Raw genomic sequence first — 21594 nt, forward strand, 5'->3', positions numbered from 1 at the left:
TTAACATCAAATCATATTGTACGACTATTAGCTATTTCTATATGTTAAATTTTGCAATTACTAGAAAAAGTAAGATTAAAAATAAATCAAAAAAGAGAACCAAGTTTAGGTATAATGGACAGTCAGAGTGTAAGATGGGGAAACAATCGTGCATTAAATGGTTTTGACGGGAACAAAAAAGTGAAAGGAATTAAAAGACATGTGGTGGTTGATAAAAACGGATTTTTATTAGCAATAATGGTTACTGTAGCCAATATTAACGATAGTAAGGCTGTAGGTTTTCTCATGAGAACTCTGGCTTTTTTTTAAATCCTGTAAAAATTATTATTGCCGATGGAGGTTACAGAGGAGAAATCATAGAACAGGTAAATAGTAAGTTTGGTTATTTAATCAATGTGGTGATGAGAAATGATGTAAACCAACCGATCGAATTCATACAGTTAGTCGCAACTTTTACCAATTTAGAAAACATTTGTCATCAAGAAAACCAATGAGATTGGCAGATAAAACGGGATGTTTAATATAATAGTTTTTGGATGATAATTTAAACTGCTATCTTTGGTATATCAATTGTGTCAACAATATTATAACTATAAAACAGTTTATAACTATTGAAATATCTTTAAGACTGTTTCTGCTTTTAAGGCTATTGATTAAGCACTTTTGTCAAAAGATTGCTTATTCACAACATAAATGAAATGAGAAAAATTGCAAACAATTTAATGCTTACTTTAAAACAACTGTTGCTATGGTAACGCACATTAATTTAATAAGTGGCTTCCGCATGGAAGCCTTTTTACATTACTGAATTAAATATGGCAAATAAAAATAAGTTCAAAGAGATTACAAACAGAGATGCATGGAGCACGATACGAGGCTTTGTATATCAGGTTGACACCACAATATTACGTTGGTTAAATCTAGCGGATGATGAAATATTAGAACTCGAAAAAGGTGAAGATATTGACCAAGTTAAAGAAGGCATTGCAGATCGCATCGAGTCTCGTGTTTTAGAGCAAGTAAAGTTTAGGCAATCTAGTATATCACTAAATACGGAACTTGCACTCGAACTTCTTTTTAATTTTTTTGCGCACAAGCAAAACAACCCAACACAAAAATTATTGTTTCGGTTTGTTTCCAATGCGGGATATAATATTGAACGTCCCGCATTATGGCAAAACGGCAAAAGTGCTATTGTCGCATGGCAAGAAATTTTTGCAGAAACAAATGTGTCGGTCACCGACAATCGATTACTTGTTATCCAGGAATTTCTTGTAAAAAAAATCACCGATCAATCTAAAACGACTGATAAAGAAATACCTATCCAAAACCTATGGAACGACTTTAAAACTTTGCTCGAAAACCCCGCATTTTTACTGCAATTTATAAAAGAATTTGAATGGAGTCTTGAAAGCCCAGATGCTGAAAAAGTTAGTGAAGATGTTAAAAATATGATTTCAGCTTCACCGCATGTCCCACAGACTATTGACGTTGATCTCTTGTATCAAAGGCTTTTCATGTATGTGTTCAAGCTTCTTACAAATAGCTCAGCCAAGAAACTAGATATTGAAATATTAAAAGCACAAGGTTTATTACCAGCATTGAATCCCCAAGATCAGACAATATCTTTACTCATTTCAGAATTGCTGGATAGCCTGCAAGGCAGGGTTTCAGCTTTGGAAAATACTGTTACAGCTTCGTTAGATCAGATTAAGTCATTGGCTGAGGATGTTTTGGGAGTAAAAAAAATGGACAATGTTTTTGAGGTGCGATTGAGAAATATTTCATCAACACCACCTGCTACACTAAGGAATGGATCACTACGCGAAAAAAAAACTACAGCATTACTTGCGTTATTTGAGCAGACACCGTGGATTAATCTGCAAGGAATTAACGGCACAGGGAAGACACAATTTGCAGCTTTGACATGCAGAACAATCGAAAATATTTATTGGATCGAGCTTCGAGAATATAAAGATTCATCCGAAAAATCGGCATTGCTGATTGAAGGGTTACTGGCATCACTCTCAGGTATCCCGGTAACTAATGACAGAAACGCTTGGACTTACGCAGTATTTGGCAGGCTACCAAGAAAAGCTATAATTGTTATAAACGATCTTCCAGAAATAAAAAACACAGATCCATTAAAGACACTTTTAATAACATTCGCCTCAAAGCTGGAAGAGAAACAACTACGACTCCTGACGACGTCAAATCATAAAATTCCTGCATCTGTTATGAACGCAATCCCTAACGGCACTTTTCAGGAATATAATGATCTTACTTTTACTGACAGTGAAGTTGAAGAACTTCTTGTTAAAAATGGTGCTCCAGAGCATGTACTAAAGTTTGCTGAACTTTTTGCATCTATAAGCCATCGAAACCCTCAAATACTTTCAACTATTGTCAACAGACTTAATGCTATAAACTGGGGAAAGGATTCTACGGAAGTATTTGAGAAATTATTTAGTAAGGAATTCTCAACTGAAATTTTTAAGGATGCGCAATCAACCATCACAAGTTTTATTACCGACCCGCAAACGAAAGAATTGCTATATAGGCTAACATTAGTTCATTGGGGTTATGAATTTGACGTGGTCACTGCAATAAGTGAGGCGGAAGACAAAATCGAGTCGGCATTTGAAAAATTTGGAGGTATTACCAACGTTTGGATAGAGGAATCTGGATCAACGTATAAAACCTCACCCTTAATACATGACCTTGGACTTCGTAACCTTAGTGCTGCAACAGCGAAATCTACTTACGGCGCAATTGCACGTTCAATCCTTAAAAAGAAAAACGTTAATCTAATAAGTGCTTCTCGTATAATTACCAATTTTATTAAAGCTCAAAGCTACAACGAGGCAGCCATCGTCCTGTTACAGCTATTACGAGCAGCGCAGAATGACGAAGCGGCTAAGAGCCTATATAACTGGGGATATCTCGACTATTGGAACGGAACAGAGATGCCAAAGGAGATGTCGAACAGTATTAAATCACACATCACTACTGAACAAATAAGGCTACGTAAAAGCCTTGGTGAAAATGTAGATTTACTTGAACACAGGCTCGATAAGATTATTTCCGAAATTGATGATGCTGTAGAAAAGACGATTACACTAGTTCTTATTTTGGCAAACAATGGTGTGGCCGACACAAGACAATACCTGTCCTACGCCAAATTCGTTTTAGAAAATATTGAACAATTACCGGATTCATTTAAAGATATTGCGACAAATCAACTTATTGAAGGATTTGTATGGATGCCATTACAGGAGATAACCACTAATGATGAAGTTGCCAAGTGGCTAGAATTGGCAGAGATTTATAAAAAAGTTACCGGCGACTCTTTTTACAAGAACGAAATTGCCGAAGCTGGAATCACTGTCTTAGCAGATCATATCGTAACATATGAAAAGCAGCAGATCCCCTTTGATCCTCAGCGTCTGGCAACGAGACTTGATATGCTAGTGTCTTATTTCGACCAGAAGGGCTTGGAAGTTTTTGCTGCCACCATGCTTAAGGAAAGAATCGCATTGCAATTTCAAATATTTTTCGACGCGGAAAAAGCGGAAGCGATGACAATCGAATGGAGCGAAAAATTCCTTACAACCGAAGCCAAATATTTGGTATATGAGAATCTGGGAAAACTCTACTACAATGACAAAATAAATCCAAAAAATGTGGCTTGGCTAAAAAAAGCCATAGATTTAAATTGCGAACATCAGACAGCTTTTGCAGACACACTCGCTTATGGTGCAGCCTCAGTATCTGATTCTGATAGTGGATTAGCAGTCAATTATATGGAACGTGCTGTCAGGATTACAAATGATACTCCCTGGGCGAGCGATCTAGACAAAGTGCAGATGAACTGCGAGCTTGCCTTTTCGTACTGGAAAAATGGAGAATATATGAAGAGTTACAAAACATTCAATATTGCACTGACCAGATTGCAGCGCTTGAAAAGTGAAAAATTCGGACCGTTTTGGGTTCGGATTTTATCATGGCTGGCCCATACTTTGGGATATGTTTCTGCAGATGTTTCAAAAGACAAACTTCCGAAACACTTTAGCAATGGTTCTGAATATACGAAACCTTACCAAGGCATCTTTCTTTTTAACACAAAGGACCTTACGGATTTATATTCTCCAAAAAAAGATGTCCTTATGCTCGCACAAATGGCCGTTTTTTCTGAAGGGGTTGGCGATATCGAAGGTGCATACCAATGGACATTGCGTGCATTTGACGAGGCTCGTTTTATTGGCGATGAAACGCTGGTTATGATGGTTTTAATTCTCTGCGGTCAATATCCGTTACTCAGACATAAATTCAAAGAACATTTTGAAATGTCTCTTCAATTTCATGCAATAACAGCTCACACAAGCGGCGCAACAGAAGACAGATATAATTCGGCAGTAAATTTGAACTATGAGGAAGTACTTAAAAATAAACCCAGTGCCGACTGGAACGCTGCGGAAGATACAATATTTAGCGTGTCTATTTTGCCGATGGTCATAATGGTCTTAAACTCATATAATGAAAATCAAGATGGGCAAAAATTTGCGCACGAATTGTTGCAGCTAATTAGAAATTATTCTGTAACCGCGTCTGATGTCGCTATGTGGGAAAGTGCATATGACCTTTTAACTAAAATGTTTGACAAGACATTCACAGTAGGTGAACTAACTAACGAAGCAAATAAATATGGTGCTGCTGACAATAGAAACTTTCAAGTCGTATGTATATTGGGAAGTATTTTTCTAGAAAAAGGCAGTGCAAATTGCTTAAAACAAATCGTGAACATATTTCCTTTCTTCACAAGAACGTTTAGCAATATTCCCGCGATATCGCGCAATATTTTAGTACCATTTGTGAAATTCTATGCAATCAAAGCTATAAAGGAACATTATGTTGGTTCAAGACAGGAACTGAAAGAATTAATTGAACAAATTGAAAATTCTTCCTCAGAGAAATTAAATGCCGTTCAAAAAGTACTTGAGCCTGCAATAGAAATTTCCGAAGTGGTTGTTGAGGGTGATAGAAGAGAATGGCTATTTAATCATGTGGAAATTTAGGAAGTCCTCAGTTAGTGGCAAAAGGAAGAGAACGTTCTTCTACTATCCTGGTACTATTTCCGGATCATATTGAACATTAAGTTTATCTAATAATTTGTTAGTAAAGTTTTTGTTCATTCACTTTATATTTTAATTAAGTAATTTTTTTAAAGTCAATGTAGTGTATTGGGGGAAATAATCCCAACTTTTTGTCGGGATATTGTTTAATCTGAAATAATATTATAGTTATTCCTATGAAAATTACGACATATTTTCCTTTATTGTAAACTCGCTGATATGCTTGCTTAATGGAGAAACAAAGCCTAAATGAAATCTTTTGACGCATTTCGCTAATTCTTGGAATGTTACTTGAAAATCAAATGATTGTATATCTGCTTTATTGTCATTATTTTTTAAATATTCAGAAATTTCATCAAAAGAGTTTCCGTATTTTTTTGTTTCAAGAAGAAGGACAAAACAGTAAATAGAATCTTGTTTTGAAACATTTGTGAGAGAACTGGTTCCAAAATGAACCCCCAGTAAGAAGTACTTCTTCATGTCAATTCCCTTATCAGTACATAACTTTTGAAAATCATAGCTGTCACTTCGATCCACCTGAATCAGACCGCCAAAATCACCATATTGTGTGCGCACAATATTTTCTAAAACTTCTAAATTGAATTTTGTGTAACTCATTGCAATATTTTTAAATTTTTATTAGAATTAAATTATAATCATTTGATTTTCTATATCGATAACTATGGGATTTTTGCAATAATTTTATTAATTATTTCATTCTGTACAAAAGGTAGAAATTCTTCATATAGAGTTGCAGCCCTAACATTTGTCAATTTTCCTGTGTTCGAAGGAATTGTAATGAAGAACTCATCGGTATCTATCCACTCAACAGGTAATTCAAAATTGTTCCTTGTACTTGACAAATTTTCTCCCTTCTCAAAAAGAATATTTAGAAGCGAATTTCTAACTATTCCGATCCCTTTAATTCTTAGATCTAATGAACCTGGTCTATTGGCTTTCAGGTATATTATGTCTCCAATCTTTACAGTAGAGAGCATATTATATAAATCCTGAGCATCGTTAATATCCCATCCGATCACATAGTTGTTATTTGCGAAAAAATCATCTTTAATTTCGTCTCCGTCCCAATTGGAACCAGCGCCATAAATTGCCATAGTTTTAAATTTTTTGAGTGTTATCTTGAATAATATAAGTTATACGTCATACTCTTACAAATCTACAAGTTGCTGTTAGATAAATTTTACGGATTACCGTAATGAACGAAATTAGACATTTGGAATCTGTTAGAATTCAGTAGTTCTACTGAATTTTTTATACCACTTTAAATATGTTTACCAGAAATTAAAGTTTATTTTTAGATAATGTTGATATTTCCAACAATTCTGAGAAAATTAGTTTTTAGAATGATAGTTTGATAGATGAGAGAAGGATGCTTAAGCAATCAAGGTTTGAGTATTGGAATTTATTTAAAACCCTTATCTGGTAGGAAGTCAGATAACTATGATAAGAAGTTGAAATTTCCATAATATGTAATTAGTTCATCCATAGTTTTTTACCTAAAATGGGTCAGTGGTTTTTATTTTTTCTCGTTATATTTTCATAAATTTGACTGGCATGTTATGCCATAATCATGCAATGAGAAAATTTTTATGCAAAAGATAAAGAGCAATAAAATAGAAGGAATTATTGACCAGATTACTGATCAATATTTATATGCTGATAGATCAGAAAGACCTTGGATTATTGGATTTAGTGGAGGAAAAGACTCTACTGTATTATTGACTTTGGTTTGGATTGCTTTGCAGCGAATTAGAGAACAACTTCCACATCCATTTCAATTACGAAGAAAAGTATATGTAGTTTGTAATGATACAATGGTTGAAAATCCAATTTTGGCTGATTATGTAACGGATGTTCTTAAGAAAATTGAAGAGGAAGCACGAAATCAAGATTTACCAATATTTGTTAAAAGAACAACACCGAAATTAGAAGAGACATTTTGGATAAATGTTATAGGAAAAGGTTACCCGGTACCAAATAATTCATTTAGATGGTGTACAGATAAGTTAAAAATCAAGCCTACTTCCAGTTTCCTTTTGGAGCAAATTGATGATATGGGAGAAGCAATCGTTTTATTGGGAACCAGATACGAAGAAAGTGCTACTAGAGAACGTTCTATACGTAAACATGAGGTTGCGGGTCGTAGATTATCAAAACATCAAACGTCTCCCAATACTTACACCTACGCACCAATTAAGGAACTTCTATTACACGAAGTTTGGTACATCATAAACGCTGTAACATCGCCTTGGGGCTTTGATAATTCAATTCTATTTCAAATTTATGCAGATGCAAGTGCAGATGATTACGAGTGTCCTACTGTTATAACAGATAAAAAACATACCTCTTGTGGACAGAGCCGTTTTGGTTGCTGGACATGTACTGTGGTGAAAAATGACAAATCAATGAATGCCCTTGTAAGTAATGGACGAAACTGGATGCAACCATTACTTGACTTCAGAAACCGATTGGTTGAAGGTAGAAATTTACCTGAAAACCGAAAAGACACAAGAAGAAATGGGATGAAGGCTGTAAATGATGATGGTGAGAATAATGGTACTTATGAGGAAGGATATAGATATCGTATTTTAAAGGATTTACTTACAGTGCAAAGAGATGTTCAGATTGATCGTCCAGATGTTACATTAATTAACAATCAAGAATTGATTGCGATTCAAGTTATTTGGAACAGAGACCTTTATTTTGACCATACTGTAGGAGAAGTGTATAAAGAAATTTATAATAAAGAAATTAGTACTAACAACATAAAAACTCTTGATAATACAGAGAAGAGAATTATCAGGGAAGTCTGTGAAGATGATATAAAGTATTACAATCTTATTGATAATTTGATCTCTTTGCAAGAGACTAAAACTTTGTTAATTTCAAAATACGGATTGCATAATGATATTGAAAGACGTATCGAGAAATTTGCAACAGGTAAGACATCATAGAAATGAAAATTAGTAAAATTAAGTTTAACAATTTCAGAATATATAAGGGTGAAAATGAGATAACTTTTCTCCCAAGTCAAGATGAAAAAAACATTAATATAGTTGCAGGTAAAAATGGGTTTGGTAAAACAACATTTTTAACTTCTTTAATATGGTGTTTTTACGGAAAGATGATGGTTGAAGTTGAAGAAAAATACAAGAAAGATATTAAAAATGCCGGGGGCTATGAAAAATTTCTAAACACTTTACTAAATCGTGATATTAAGAATGATTTCGAACAAAGTAATTTAAATGATTCAAGCCTGTCTATGGAAGTTGAACTTTCAGATATTTCAATTCCTTCCTTGCCCTGCGAGCGTGTTCTCATAAAAAGGTCTTATAACTTATCAACTGAAAATGAAATTTTAGAAATCTATATTGATGGTTTAGAAAATGAATTAGCTAAAGAAGTTGGTTTAGAGTTGTTTATCAATGACTTTATTTTACCGAGAGAAATAGCTAAATTCTTTTTCTTCGATGCGGAAAAGATTGTAACATTGGCAGAAGCCAAATCAAAATCTGAATTGAAAAATCTAAGTAGGGCTTATTCTGAAGTGTTAGGAATTAAAAAATACGAAGATCTTAAAAAAAACCTTGAGACTTTGCTTGTTAAACTTCGTCGAAATGGTGCTAAGCCTGACCAGCAGATCAAACTTCAACAGTTAATAGAGAAAGAAAAGGAGTTAAAATCTTTAATTGAACTTTGTTTGGAGAAAAAAACTGAGATTGAAAAGGAGATTTTATCTTATTCTAATCAAAGCGATTCATTACAGGAAAAGCTTATTAGGGAGGGGAGCGGTATCACTTTAGAAGAACTAACACAGCTTAAATCAGAGCTTGAGATGTTTAAAAAAGATTCGGATGAGATTAGAGGACGATTAAAAAAGATGATCGATCTTGTTCCAATTGTAATGGCTGGGAAAAAATTAATCGAATTGAGTGATCAGATAGAAAATGAAAGTTTTGCAGATTCCAATTTCAATATTAATATTAATGAAAATCCACTCCTTAAAAAATCTATTCTTAATAAATTACAATCATTAAATATTAATATTTCCAAAGGCAATGAGATCATTAAGTTGTTTCAGGATTCTTTGGAACAATATACGATTAAAAGTAGTGAAGAGTCATCTGTTTTACTTGACTACACTCCTGAGCAGACTCGTGCTGTCAAAGCAATTATAGACAATGTTAAAAATGGTTTCAGCATCCAATTTCAAAATATTGTCAGAGAAGAAAAAAATAATAAGTTAGCAACATCAAAGGTATTTTATAAAATAAAGCAGGCTGAGGCTAGAAAAGGAAATGCCGTTGCTCAAAAACTACGTGAAGAAAAAGCTAAAGTTGACCAGAGAATTCTTCACTTGTCACAAGAGAAAGGGGGATTGATTGAAGAGCTAAATTCATTGGAATCACAGTCCGCAATCAACAATAGGGTGCTTTCAGAATATGAAAAGAATTTTAAATTAGTTGAGGCTGACATCGCTAAAAGCGAAGTTACTGAAAAATTATTACTTAAAATATCAAAAATTATTCAAAGAGTAAAAGAAGATAAGAAATATTCTCTTCAAAAGTCAATTCTTTTAGGCCTCAAGAAAATTATGCATAAGAGTGATTTTGTGCATAACGTTAAGGTCAATGTTTATGACGATATAATGGATATTGATTTGTTAGATTCCAACGACAAAATAATAGATAAAGAATCATTATCAAAAGGTGAGCAGCAACTGTATGCTACTGCTCTGCTTAAAGCTTTAGTAGATGAATCTGGTATCAAGTTTCCTGTTTTTATTGACAGTCCACTACAGAAGTTTGATAAATTCCATTCTCAAAACATAATTAGGGAGTTTTACCCATCGATTTCAGATCAAGTGGTTTTATTCCCACTTCTAGAAAAAGAATTGTCTGAGATGGAATATAAAACGTTGCAACCACATGTCAACAAAGTTTATATTATTGACAGCGAAAATGGTGCTTCAAAATTCAAATTTTTGAAACAAGATCAGTTATTTGCCGAAATTAAAAACGAAGAAGATTATGTTCACTCAAATTAAAACCAGCAGAGAAAATAGGGAGATTGTCGCTCAACTTACTCGCAGACTCAATTTAGGAGCTGAAAACATTATTGCACGTATGGCATATTCATATTCGCTTTCTAAAGATAGGAGATTAAACTTAAATGATTTAGCTGATTCAGGAGGTAAAGAATATTCAAGATCCGTTTTATTTGGAGACCATGATGATGTATATATAGGATTACTTTGTACTCATTATACTATATATAAAACTGACAAAGATCTTGGTAAATATGTAAAACTTCATATTGATGATGGATTGAACTTAATCGATCTAGAATTAAAAAAAGCAAATAACATTGATGGTTTTGATTTTTTAGTAGAACTAATTTCTTCTAATCTTAGCACTTCATCTGATTTATTTATAGAGAAACTGACGTAGTAATCTATTTGTCAATTACAATATTTTGTAGATGAATACAGAAGACTATTAATAATTTAATAGTCTTCTGTATTCATCTACATCCTGCTTGTTCTTAATTTCATCCAAATCCATTAAGCCCATAGCAATTAATAGAATGTTTTTAATCCGGGTTTTACCTATTCCTGAAAGTTGAAAAAATGCGCTATTAAAATTTATATTTGTTGTTTTTGAAAATAAATTATTTACCTCGTAGCTAAAATAATTAACACTAATATCTTTTTCTTTTTCTATTTTGTGTAAAATCTTTTTTAAAACAATAAATTGAACTTGGATTCCAACGGTTTTAAACAAGATAGGACTTGACTGGAATAAAACATTATAAGTAGATTTAAAGAAATTTAGTAGTATAGTATAAATTAGAAGATCATTATTTTCAATATAATATTTTCTCAAAGGAGCACTACTTTTAACTTCATTTAAAATAATTCTTGATCTTTCGTTTTCAAACTTAATTTGTAATTCATCCCGATCTCTTTTAGCATTGTTCGTTATTAAGGATAAGATTCCCTCTACTATGGCTGCTGTTGAGATTGTCCATTCATTGGAATTTACACCAGAAATCTTTTCTAGTATTTCATCACTATTTGCTGCTAATGAAATATGACCTTTAAAAATTGATTTATCATCAAGATTTAATTTTCTAGTCAGAAATACTGCTAATTTTTCAGGAGACCACTTATCTGCTTCATCATCGTTTAAATCATACCCATACAATTCATAAGCTAAACTTTTATCAACTTTACGTTGATTCATATTAATCGTTGCAAAGATATATGCTTGATATGGATTAGGTAAATCTAAATAAAGAGTACATAGTAATTCATAATCTTTTTGCTCATCAACATTAAGATGTTTAAAACTGAATAAACGGTGCTGACCATCTATAACAGTTCCATTGACTTGTAATTTTGGTATCTCTAAATAGTTTTCATTACTATTACTTAGGTTTTGAATAACAACTTTCCATTGTTCATCTTCTGGTAAATTTCTCGTATTTCCAGCAATAATTATTGAGTTAGGTAAAGCGCTTTCTGAACTTTTTAAGAATTTTGAAATTTCTCTTCCTCTTCCTTCATCAAATCGTCTTTGAATACCTTCATTTCTAAATTTACCACCTTCCAAGCTTAAATAATATGGTTCAGATTCAACTAGTTGTAATAATTCAAAAGCAGATATTTTAAAAACATAAAAAGTTCCTAAGGGTTGTTTAATTTCTAAAATGTTATATTTATTTGACATTATACTCCAGTATTAAAATTTGTTAAATCACCATTAAGATTACTTTCTTGTTTATCTTCTCCTTCTGCAGTATCTCCTTCTGCAGTATCAGCATTCCCTCCAATTATATTTACATAATTTTTCATATAATTTGAAAGGATTTTATTTCTAACATTAGAAATCCACCAAATAAAATATGCAAACAATAATAAAATTGAAGAAAAAATTATTTTTAGCAAATCGATATCAAATATATTGTTTATTAATATCCAAAAGATAAATGAGATAATTAAGCTGCTTAAGCCGAATATACGTACCCCTCTTTTCAAATTCTCTAATTCATCAAAATTAAGATTAAGTTCCTTAGTTTCTTTTTCAATACTTTTTCTAGGTATAAAGATTAATTCAATAACTGATGCCGTTACTAATGCCAATCCAGTACTTGAAATATTAAAACAAGAATTTTTAACTTTAAAATGATCAAATTTGCAACTCAAACAATAATCTATTGTAAACAATTCTGTAATGACTCCAAATGTTCCAACCAGAACAATCACGACAAAAAAGTATAAGACGTATGAGGGGATTTTCCATGCTTCCATAAGTCTTTCACCAAGAAAATCAATAAGTAGTTTCCAATCTCTTCGTTTATTTTTCATGACTAAATTAAGTTATTTTCACAATTCCCAAAAAGCTTTATCTCTTATGACTAATGGAGCGGAGCCGGCAAGGTTTACAACACTTTGATGTTTTTCAAGCCCTTTTATTATATTGATTAAATTTTCTTTTTTCACTTTACTGTCCAAAGCGAAAAGTGATTCAACTTCTTTAATCTTAATTTCGTTTACTCTATGAATTACCCAGGTCAATATATAATTAGAGTATTCGTTTTCACCAGTGGCAAAATGATTTAAGAATTGAGTTGAAAGCACAGTGCCTACTCCAAATTCACGTCCTTCTTTCAATATTTTTTTTAGTGACTGAAAATTTTTACTGAGGAAATTATCTGCTTCATCTACCAAGATGATTTTACGTAATTGGCGTAAATTGTTTTCAATCGCACTGTGTCCGTGTCGCTGCATCTGTGTGTAAAAAGCGTCTAATGTAATCGCTACAATTAAGTTTTGAATAGATTCATCATATCCAGATAAATTGATTACCACAACACCGTTAATAAAAGAATACAAAGACTTGGTTTTAGAAGGGTTTGATTCAAATATTTCAAAGTCAGATAAATTGGAGATTGCAGCATATAAACTATCATGAGACAATTCTGGATTATCAAGAAAGATATTACACACGTCAGCTAAAGTTGGGGGTATATTTGTCCAGGTATCTCTTTTAGATTTTTCTATCCCTTTACTCTCATAAGCTTCAACTATAATGTCTCTCAATTTTTGTTTTTGAACATTTCCAAGGTTAAAAGCATTAGCAATAGTTTCCTTAATGTCGTTTGCCGTATGCAATGGCAGCATCGGTTTGGACTGATCTGTTGCATCCAAAGCCAAAGGATTGTAAGGTAATTTGTGTGGTTCAAATACTTTAGCATTGGTCGCTTGCACAAAGTCCTCTTTTACGTAATCTCCTTTGTAATCAAAAATAAGTATTCCCAATTTTTCATCCCCCGGATTGTGGTCAACGTTTTTATAGATTTGTGTAATTAAAGACTTTGTAAATTGAGTTTTACCCGTACCCATTGTTCCAATGATTCCTGTATTTGTATGCATAACCATATCAGAATTATTTGGTTCCCAAATAATTGGTTGCTGTGTATTCAAATCAGTTCCGAAGAGAATTTTAATGCCGGATCTTGAAGGCTTTTCTTCCGGCTTTTCTGAAATTGTTTCCTCGGAAACGAAAGGTTCGTCCGGGGCATTATTTTCGTTTTCGGGTGCTATATTATCCGACTCTACTGTTGTATTTGAAATCGTATTACAATTATACCTTGAATTCAATAATTTAGAAGTATCAATAGTAGTAGTTGTGTTATGAAATAATTCAATAAGCTGATCAACTGATTTAACAAGGAAATTGTAACCATCCTGTTCCATAAGATTAACTTCCATACAGTTTTCAGAAGTATTCAGTTTTCGTGTAATGGTGTCATTTCCAAAATAAATTAATCCAAAATCTCCGATAATTGGCTTGAGTGATGTCGAAATGGTAAACTGATTATTCAACAATTCTGTTTTATAATCATTCAGAATATTGTCCCAATTCTGATTCTCCCATATTTGAAATAATTTCATCTTTTCGGCACTGGCCAATACCAATTTAGCAAAGAAATTTTTGTAAAATTCTGAAATAAAACCATCTTTAGATAAGTGATTGTAAATTAATTCAGCCGTTTTCTTTCCTTGAATCCTTCCTTTATTAACAATGTTTAAACCTCCGATTTTCAATTCAACAGGATAAAAATACATTTCTAATTTCTCCTTTTTTTTCTCCAGACCGATCAGCAGTAGATCATCACTGTAAGATCCCCCTGCACCTAGATTTTTTGTTGAAAACAAACCTTCTTCTTTTGTAAGACCAGCATTTCCGGAAACTCGTAAAATCTCCTCCAGTGAAATTGGAACCCAGATTATACATGGATTATGTAGAAAGGTTAATGCCGTTTTAACACCTGACAATAAACTTAGTTTCTCTTTCGGAAAATGGCTTTTTTGCCGTACCAGTCCCAATAACCAGTCTCCATTGATTGCGTTGAAAAAGTTGATAATAGGTATGGTGTCTGTTTGTGGGGTAAACAAAACTTTGTGCTTTGCAAGAAATTCCTGAACCACAAATGCATATTGCTCCGTTTTTCTGCTTACAGTAATCGCGTCGTAGCCACTCGAATTGGTATATTGATCGCTGTAATGCACAATTACCAAATCTGACTGATCTTTGAAAAAATCTAGATCGACCCTGGGGTCAATGTATGTCACCCAATGTGAACTCGTATATAATTTTTCTAATTGAGTACGAATAGTATTATTAATAGTTGTACACAGTGCTTTTCTTGAGTCAAAGGGGTCATCATTAGATGCTACTTTTGCCAGTGCATTGTAACGAGTAGTCAATTCAATTAGATCAGATTTCTCTGTTGGTAAAAAGCGCGTTCCGAATCCTGTTCGATAGGTATCTTGATGTGGTATAAACGAAACATCAGAAAGTAAACCGTCTAAAGATAAGCCCGTTTTAACATCTTTCATTTCGTTAAAAGAAAACGCAGATGTTTCGGTGTCAAATTGGTAAAATGTAATGTGTGCATACTCATAGAGTTCCTCTTTCGGAAATGATCGAGAATAGAATTTCACTTTTTCAAAAAAGGTGTTAAGCAAATCATCCTTATCAAAATCATTGGTTTTCAAATTAACTTCTAGTTGCTCTTCAATTTCACTGGTTGAAGAGTAAAAAGTTAATTCTTCAAATTTATTAACAAGATTTTCAGATCCATAGATGAATACTTCGATCGGAATTAGCTCATTCAGCCTTTTATTTTTGTGGGTGTTCAAATCTGTCCTGTAAAACTCAAAGAGTCCATGCAGTACTTCTTTACAGTCTCCATGATTGATTACATTTATTCTAATCGGAGCTTGCTTCGATTGATCAAATAAAATATTGTAATTGCTCTTGAAATCTCTCAATTTTGAAGAAATCAAATTAGAAACATAACTTTTGGAAATTCCCTGTTTTGTGTCTGAGTACATAGAGTAATACATCCATTCAGGAGAATGAATAGATTCAGTCGGAACATAAATTTCCCTGGATTTCCCTTCTATATATGGTAATAGATTATTTGGGTTTAATCGTTTTAAAATCGCATTATAGGATTGTGTGTCATCATCTAAAGTTCTATTAATCTGTAATTGGTATGCAACATTCAATGGATGATAAGGACTCAGTTTTATTTTTTTTGCTCCTGAATTTTCTTTGATTACGCCCAATAAGAAGACATTTTTTTGCTTCGATGTCAATATTTGGTTTTCTGCAAAAGCTGTAATATAATTTAAAATTGCTTTCACATATTTGGATGCAATCTCTTTTTCCGAATCTTCTAAGTACGCTAAACTGGGCTGCACTTTTTTAGTTCTAAAAACCGTGCGAAACTGATTGAATGCATCCTTGATCGATTGATCCAAATCAAGTGAAATCTCTGAAATCTCCTCATTAACATTCTCCTCCCAACTGTATCCATCAGAATTTGTTAATTTTTGTTCAAGTAGAAGGTTTTTCCTAAATTCACCGCTAACAGTTCTTTCCTGCTGTTCTGTTTTGAGTTGAATTTTTATAATTTCGTTCTCTTGCTTATAGCGGAAATCAGACCTATTGATTCTTTTTGCTTTCCACACTTCTAGTCCGTTTATTAATCTCGGAGGATCAAAATCAGGTTTGATCTGGACGGAAATCAGAGTCTCTTTAATTGTGACTTGAAAATAAACCTCTTCTGCATCTATGTTTGCATAATCACAGTTCAATTTCAAAGATGAAGATTCAGGCACAAGGTAGTTCTTACTGTATTCTAGTTTCTTCTTCTATTACTTTCTGTTCACCTTCATTAAAAATGATAATATTGTCATCTTTTACAGAAAGATAATTTCCAAGAGATCCTGCTCTGATAAGAAAATTAGATTCAAATTGACTTAAATAATTTGATTCGAAAGGAACATGCAATAACTTAAACAGGAATTTTTTCCCGGAATCAGGGTCTCTGTATTCAACGAGGTGAAAATTATTAGTGTTCTCACATTTAGGTAATGTTACCAAAAGATTGTATCCACTGCTTTGAACTGTTAAATCTCTTCCTTTGTAGTTTATGCCTTCTTTTTTAGTACGTTGATCAAATTTAATTTCTATTACAACATCTTCCTGCAGGTTTTGATTGAAGACAAGCAAGTTGTAATTTCTTTTCTTCGAAGCCGTTAGACCATCTGTTCGTTTCCAAAGGGTAACATCTTTGGAGTCACAAGATATAGACGTAATTTCTGGAATAGATTTATTTTTTTCAGTTTCCAGCCACTTAGATAAATCTCCAAAATCTGTTGTCTTCCAATCTTCTTTTATAAACTTTGTATAAGCGGTTTCAGGCAATATCTCCTTAAGTTCCGTTTCCGGTTCGTCATCTTGAAAAATTGCTTCTATTCTTCCAAATAGTTTATAATTTTCCTGAATATCAACGTCTACCTTTGTCCCCTTTGTAGCTAGTTCTTCGTGAGGAAATAAACCGATAGTTTGAAAATCAACCGTATCAATTGTTCCTTTTTCTAAAATTTTTATAACAAATTCATAGTCGAAAACTGAATTGTTATCTTCTAATATGTTTTTCGTTTTATAACTGAGAACTGCTTTTAGAATTTCTTTTTCGTGGTGTTTTAAAGTTTTATTTGCATTAATATCTTTTTCAACTCGCTTGCGAAAACTTAGGTAATGAAGGGGCATTCCGTCTTTTTCCAAATTTTCACTTCCCCCGGATATACTTTCTAGTTTTTGACTGTAAATGATTAACATTGCAGTGTTTTCAAAACCTAAAGCTTGTTGGGAAACATTGTTTCTTAACATAGTGAAATAGTCTTCGGTCGCATTTTCACTTGAAACCACCAAAACCTTCGTATCGTTAATTTTAATTGTAAACGATATGAAAGGAACACTGCCCGATGGATGTTGATAAGAGAATAACTCTATATTCAAAGCATTAATCGACCGAAGAGCATCGAACAATTGTTGTACATAAGATTTTTCTTCAAGATATAAATTATATCTGTCTCCAGGCCTGATCTGTTGATCTATAAAAAATTCAACGATTAATTCTGATATATATTTATAAAGAGGATTTAATGTATTGTGCATCACCGCTGTCGCTTTTTTTCTCGATTAGATTAATTCGTTCAAATAACTTAATAACTTCCAATTTAGAAGTTTCATCAAATGTGATCCCTCGTTCCTGAAGTTTTTCCCAAAACAATTTTAAACGAATTTTTTCTCTGTTTCCCACACATAATTTGGTTAGGAAAAGTAAAATTTCTTGAGATAAGACCAATTTACTCCCCAAACGTCCTCCTGATTTTGTAAAATTTTCTTTACTGAAGCTGCTTAGCCACAAAGCATAATCCTTGTAGGGTTTATTACGTTTTCCGTTCTCAAATTGGTAACGTATTGTATACCATAATGAATAGATCAGTGTTGTAATCTCTTGATCAAAACTCTTTAAATTAAGATTACTCTGGCATTCTTCCCAGCTTGCAGGAGGATTTAGTGTCCTTACTTCATTTTTATAAAATTCGAGCAACTCTTCTAAACAAGTTTTAAATTCTTCTTTTTCTGATTCTTCAAAAGAGTTAAATAAGTTGGTAATCTCATCATAGTCGCCTATCAAATTATTGTCGACTTGGATGTAATTAATCAATTCTAATGCATTGGCGTGCGCAAAAACACGTTCATAATGTTTAGAAACCTCTTTCCATCCGGTCTTATGGAGCTGTAATCTTGATTCGGATAAGTTTTCCCAATCCATTGAAAAATAAATTGGTTTTATATTGTAATCCTGCTGTCCAAAATTATCTAGTTTAAAAGCTAGTTGTGTAAAGTAAAAGAAATAGTAATATTTGAAGAATAATTCAAAATTCTCCAAAAAATAATCTCTATTACTCATTAAAAAATCAAAATCTTTTTGAAATATTTCAGTAACAGTAGAAATCATATTTCTGAAAACCTGCTTGTCGCGTTTACCATCTTTTTTATCAATATGATTTGGCAAGCATTCTGAAATAAGTTGATTCAGAATGTTTTTACTTTCGTTTTCAGAAAAGAGAGCTTTAAACCTTTCATTATTTTGAATAAAAACGTCAGAAATAAAGACAGGAACATCCTTTATCGCATTATTGTTATTGATGAAGTTTTTGTAAGAGATTACATGGAAATCATACTTAAATAATGAGTTATCAGGTTCAAAATACATCTTATTGATAATATCTTCCAGTTGTTTTTTTTCACTAGTCTCAACTTTTTCAAGAACATTTTTGAGAATAGTTTGTTTTAATTCAGTTTTATAATTCGCAGTGTCCTTGAATTTATTTAATTCGGTGTTGTTGGATAAGCGAATAACTTCACCCAGAATGCCCTGAAAAGATAAAAAGTCATTTTTAAATACATGTCCTCCAGGTTGTGTTTTAAATGGAAATATGTTGATCTGGTAACCAGTGTGGTGCTGAAACGTATTTGCTTTTAAAAGTCTTCCTTCCAAGCCAGATTTTCCAGCCTTTAATAATTCTATTTTCCTCATGATACAAATTCAAATTTATAACCTCCAAAAGGATTTTTAGTCAATTTGTAGTCAATTGGTTTTCCTACATTTACTTCATCAATATATAAAGTGCTGTATTGATTTCCTTGAATTACTTCATTTATAAAATAGACAAAGTATATGAAATTGTTATTGTCTTTCTTGTTAGGGCGGTACCCCTTATTGATCATTTTCAGCGTTTTAAATAAACTGTAGTCTATTGCTATTCTAATATCTTGCTCGTTTGGAATTGGAGATGCATAACATACAGTGAATTCCTGCACAAATTGATATAAAACTTTATCTTCAGAATTATTTGGTATGTACGGTTTCGGAGTTAAGGAAAAATCTTGAAACGCCCGATATTTAGTTTGTCTCCTTCCTAGTCTTACAACAACTTTATCACCTTTCTTTGGATCACCATACCATTTTTTTACGGAATTTTCTACCAAGTTGTAGATTTTGTTTAGATAGGTTGGGTTGCCTTTATTAAAATGATAGAGCCACGTAATGTATTCTTGGAAGTTACTATTCTCTAAAACGTTTCTATATTGAAAGAAATTGAGTCTTAAGAAAAATCTTGAAACAAGATTTCTATCGACTTCATCCATTTTAATTTTTTTAAGCATTTCGCTATATAATTCTGGCTGAAGGTCAGTGGCAAATAATTCTGATGGGTTGTCAATACTTTGTAATTTCAGTAAATTCTCGTCTGTCTCATCACTTCGTACATTGCAGGGGTCCAATTCAGCAAGTCTTGCAAACAAATTCGATAAGTCTGCATGCTCAAAAATATAATTCGGAATTAGACAATTTAAAAGCTCAGAATCGGAAAAATTACGAACAGCCTTTAGTTGATCGATATCAGCTAACGAAGACAATTGTACAGGAACAATCAAGTCATAAATAAAATTGAGTAGGGATCGCACTGAAACTATCTCTTTATTTTGAGCAATAGATTGGATTAGTAGTTGCTCAATCAATTCTCTGTTTTCAGAACGAAATAGGAATTCATAGTTGTACTTTACCGGGCATCTTGATAGCTCAGCCACCTCTTTGATCTTTTCATATGCTTTGTGTATAAGATTACTTTCAGAAGGAGTAATAATTCTACACAACAATTCTTTAATTATATTAGATACGGGACCATTTTCTGTTAGCGAATATAGATGGTAATCTGTAAAATTTATTTGATGAAAATGGCTGTCAGGGTTAAAATCTTTAGAACTAACTAAGGTATTATCCAAAATGGATTCGTTCTGGATAAATGTTCCTAATTTCTGAAATTTAGAGCCACATTCTTCCATAAACTTGCTCAAAGTGCCCAGATTAATGGCAAGGATCAGTTTTGCATTAGATTGAGTAATATTTTCATCTGTAAAACTATTTAGAATTCGGAGTAGGGTATCGTTTGAAGATTCATTTGGGTTATGGGATTCTGTAGCATCATTATGGATTTGGAATTTCCCAATCTCATCTGGTATTTCATTATGCAAATAAGATAAGATGTGCGATTTTCCGTCTCCCACATTTCCACAAACGAGCACAAGTTGTGAAGTGGTTAGCTTGCTACTTGAAATTGTGATCTGCTTTAATTTATTCTCAACTTCTCTTTCAATATGTAGAAATTTCTTGAAATCATCAATATCATAGCTATTACCTTGTGCGATAGCATATCGAGAAGATTCCTTAAGTTTCTGCAGTTCATCAATTAATATATGATTTCTCATAATTTGCTTTTAAATAGTTCATGGTAGAGTTTTTTTTCAATGGATTTGCTGGTTTTTTTTGGTTAAAAAACCAACTCTTATAGGCTTTTAATCTGGAATATTTATTCCCTTAGCAATTTCAAATTCCTTAAAGAATCTTTCCAAGGAATATTGTTCGTGTCTAAGTATATTATAAATTGTTGACATTGGAATATTATAGCCTTCGGGTAATTTTAATTTTGAAATTGTAGAAGAAGTTATTCCACAGAATTTTGCATACTCATTTTGTGAAATTACTTCTCCTTGTTGGTTGCGATATTCACGTAAAAATTTGCTTTCAATAAAATTGCATAAATGCTTATTCACGAGCGTATTTTTTCTATTAAGAGTCTCCTTATCTGGCATTCTATTTTAATCTTTATCAAAAGAAAAGATTAAAATGAAAAATACTGTTCGTTATAGCGAATGATTTAAGTATTTTTATTATATTTGTAAGATAAGTTACAGAAATGTAATTTTGCGATACTTCAAAGAAATATTAGAAGCTATTGCTTAGAATCTCAATTCGAAAACTGGTAATTTTATGACACGAGATGATAAGCAGAAAGCTCACGACCTAGGCGTGGGCTCTCTTATCTGTGTCAAATGGTATACCAGTGCCTCGAATTGGATAATGTAGAGTTCCACGCTGTTTTTTTCCAATGTTGTCCGATATTCTCTCTACACCCTAAGCTGCTTTCTAAGAATATAATAACAGA

14 protein-coding genes are annotated in these 21594 nt (G+C 32.5%); 5 read left to right on the forward strand and 9 right to left on the reverse strand.

Annotated elements, in window-relative coordinates; genetic code table 11:
- Positions 1 to 51: 51 nt before the first annotated feature.
- Together J3D55_RS11395 and J3D55_RS11400 are read left to right on the forward strand one after the other, a co-directional pair.
- On the forward strand, positions 52 to 309 hold the full coding sequence (locus J3D55_RS11395) for a transposase (RefSeq protein ID WP_259131167.1): 258 nt from the start codon (positions 52 to 54) through the stop codon (positions 307 to 309).
- Positions 310 to 815: 506 nt separating this feature from the next.
- Positions 816 to 5075 carry a hypothetical protein gene (locus J3D55_RS11400; protein WP_259131169.1) on the forward strand — a complete coding sequence of 1420 codons (4260 nt, stop codon included), beginning with the start codon at positions 816 to 818 and terminating at the stop codon, positions 5073 to 5075.
- 240 nt (positions 5076 to 5315) lie between these two features.
- Here the strand turns inward: J3D55_RS11400 and J3D55_RS11405 are convergent, their stop codons facing one another.
- Together J3D55_RS11405 and J3D55_RS11410 are read right to left on the reverse strand one after the other, a co-directional pair.
- On the reverse strand, positions 5316 to 5750 hold the full coding sequence (locus J3D55_RS11405) for a hypothetical protein (protein WP_259131171.1): 435 nt from the start codon (positions 5748 to 5750) through the stop codon (positions 5316 to 5318).
- Between the two features lie 62 nt (positions 5751 to 5812).
- The gene (locus J3D55_RS11410) at positions 5813 to 6247 is read right to left on the reverse strand and encodes a hypothetical protein (RefSeq protein ID WP_259131173.1); all 435 of its coding nucleotides are present in this window, start codon (positions 6245 to 6247) and stop codon (positions 5813 to 5815) included.
- 495 nt (positions 6248 to 6742) lie between these two features.
- On the opposite strand from J3D55_RS11410, the gene dndC reads away from it, so the two are divergent.
- The 3 genes from dndC to J3D55_RS11425 are packed head-to-tail and all read left to right on the forward strand — an operon-like array spanning position 6743 to position 10603.
- The gene (gene dndC, locus J3D55_RS11415; RefSeq protein ID WP_259131174.1) at positions 6743 to 8107 is read left to right on the forward strand and encodes a DNA phosphorothioation system sulfurtransferase DndC; all 1365 of its coding nucleotides are present in this window, start codon (positions 6743 to 6745) and stop codon (positions 8105 to 8107) included.
- 2 nt (positions 8108 to 8109) lie between these two features.
- Positions 8110 to 10200 (forward strand): AAA family ATPase, encoded by a 2091-nt coding sequence (locus J3D55_RS11420; RefSeq protein ID WP_259131177.1) that lies wholly within the window; start codon positions 8110 to 8112, stop codon positions 10198 to 10200.
- On the forward strand, positions 10184 to 10603 hold the full coding sequence (locus J3D55_RS11425) for a DndE family protein (protein WP_259131179.1): 420 nt from the start codon (positions 10184 to 10186) through the stop codon (positions 10601 to 10603). The genes J3D55_RS11420 and J3D55_RS11425 overlap by 17 nt, the downstream gene beginning before the upstream one ends.
- 48 nt (positions 10604 to 10651) lie before the next feature.
- On the opposite strand, the gene J3D55_RS11430 is transcribed toward J3D55_RS11425, so the two are convergent.
- The 7 genes from J3D55_RS11430 to J3D55_RS11460 form a co-directional block, all read right to left on the reverse strand.
- The gene (locus tag J3D55_RS11430; RefSeq protein WP_259131181.1) at positions 10652 to 11884 is read right to left on the reverse strand and encodes a DGQHR domain-containing protein; all 1233 of its coding nucleotides are present in this window, start codon (positions 11882 to 11884) and stop codon (positions 10652 to 10654) included.
- Positions 11884 to 12522, reverse strand: a complete 639-nt coding sequence (locus tag J3D55_RS11435; RefSeq protein WP_259131183.1) for a hypothetical protein — start codon at positions 12520 to 12522, stop codon at positions 11884 to 11886. Before J3D55_RS11435 ends, J3D55_RS11430 begins: the two co-directional genes overlap by 1 nt.
- An 18-nt stretch (positions 12523 to 12540) precedes the next feature.
- The gene (locus tag J3D55_RS11440) at positions 12541 to 16332 is read right to left on the reverse strand and encodes a helicase HerA domain-containing protein (protein WP_259131186.1); all 3792 of its coding nucleotides are present in this window, start codon (positions 16330 to 16332) and stop codon (positions 12541 to 12543) included.
- 28 nt (positions 16333 to 16360) lie between these two features.
- Positions 16361 to 17695 (reverse strand): hypothetical protein, encoded by a 1335-nt coding sequence (locus J3D55_RS11445; protein WP_259131188.1) that lies wholly within the window; start codon positions 17693 to 17695, stop codon positions 16361 to 16363.
- A complete protein-coding gene (dptG, locus tag J3D55_RS11450; protein WP_259131191.1) occupies positions 17667 to 19127 on the reverse strand; it encodes a DNA phosphorothioation-dependent restriction protein DptG in 1461 nt (486 codons plus the stop codon). The genes J3D55_RS11445 and dptG overlap by 29 nt, the downstream gene beginning before the upstream one ends.
- The gene (gene dptF / locus J3D55_RS11455) at positions 19124 to 20857 is read right to left on the reverse strand and encodes a DNA phosphorothioation-dependent restriction protein DptF (RefSeq protein WP_259131193.1); all 1734 of its coding nucleotides are present in this window, start codon (positions 20855 to 20857) and stop codon (positions 19124 to 19126) included. Before dptF ends, dptG begins: the two co-directional genes overlap by 4 nt.
- Before the next feature lie 87 nt (positions 20858 to 20944).
- Positions 20945 to 21202, reverse strand: coding sequence for a helix-turn-helix domain-containing protein (locus tag J3D55_RS11460; protein WP_259131195.1), 258 nt, complete (start codon positions 21200 to 21202; stop codon positions 20945 to 20947).
- Positions 21203 to 21594 lie beyond the last annotated feature (392 nt).

The sequence above is a fragment of the Chryseobacterium ginsenosidimutans genome (assembly GCF_024807225.1).
Taxonomy (GTDB): domain Bacteria; phylum Bacteroidota; class Bacteroidia; order Flavobacteriales; family Weeksellaceae; genus Chryseobacterium; species Chryseobacterium ginsenosidimutans.

Bases quoted from the DNA above. Each gene is read 5' to 3' on its own strand.
- J3D55_RS11400 (WP_259131169.1), top strand. From the start codon at position 816: ATGGCAAATAAAAATAAGTTCAAAGAGATTACAAACAGAGATGCATGG.
- J3D55_RS11405 (WP_259131171.1), bottom strand. From the start codon at position 5,750: ATGAGTTACACAAAATTCAATTTAGAAGTTTTAGAAAATATTGTGCGC.
- J3D55_RS11410 (WP_259131173.1), bottom strand. From the start codon at position 6,247: ATGGCAATTTATGGCGCTGGTTCCAATTGGGACGGAGACGAAATTAAA.
- dndC (WP_259131174.1), top strand. From the start codon at position 6,743: ATGCAAAAGATAAAGAGCAATAAAATAGAAGGAATTATTGACCAGATT.
- J3D55_RS11420 (WP_259131177.1), top strand. From the start codon at position 8,110: ATGAAAATTAGTAAAATTAAGTTTAACAATTTCAGAATATATAAGGGT.
- J3D55_RS11425 (WP_259131179.1), top strand. From the start codon at position 10,184: ATGTTCACTCAAATTAAAACCAGCAGAGAAAATAGGGAGATTGTCGCT.
- J3D55_RS11430 (WP_259131181.1), bottom strand. From the start codon at position 11,884: ATGTCAAATAAATATAACATTTTAGAAATTAAACAACCCTTAGGAACT.
- J3D55_RS11435 (WP_259131183.1), bottom strand. From the start codon at position 12,522: ATGAAAAATAAACGAAGAGATTGGAAACTACTTATTGATTTTCTTGGT.
- J3D55_RS11445 (WP_259131188.1), bottom strand. From the start codon at position 17,695: ATGCACAATACATTAAATCCTCTTTATAAATATATATCAGAATTAATC.
- dptG (WP_259131191.1), bottom strand. From the start codon at position 19,127: ATGAGGAAAATAGAATTATTAAAGGCTGGAAAATCTGGCTTGGAAGGA.
- dptF (WP_259131193.1), bottom strand. From the start codon at position 20,857: ATGAGAAATCATATATTAATTGATGAACTGCAGAAACTTAAGGAATCT.